Origin of the sequence: Thermoplasma sp. (assembly GCF_008709555.1) — an archaeon.
Taxonomy (GTDB): Archaea; Thermoplasmatota; Thermoplasmata; order Thermoplasmatales; family Thermoplasmataceae; genus Thermoplasma.
Genome location: NZ_VYIJ01000025.1, coordinates 1 through 343, shown reverse-complemented (window position 1 = coordinate 343; position 343 = coordinate 1).

Sequence of the window (343 nt, the reverse complement as noted above, 5' to 3'; positions counted from 1 at the left end):
TAACTTTCGCATATGACATATATTGCCCCTTTGATATGATGTAGAATCATTCTTATGGATCTCTCATATGGAACGAATACTGCATTATGAACTTCCCTTCACTGTCTCTGGGTACTGATATGCTTGCTGTCACCGTAATCCGTTCTCATGCTTCTCTCATGGTATCCGTATTATTCCTCCATGTACCCTCATGAGTACATTTATCTCCATTCTTATCAAAGTTTATACATATTACTTCATTGTCTTATTCAAAACTTCCATTATGTTCTTATTCGTATCCTGCATACATTTTTATATATTCTTCTTTAGCTCAAAAAAAAAGTATGCACTCCTACGGCAGATT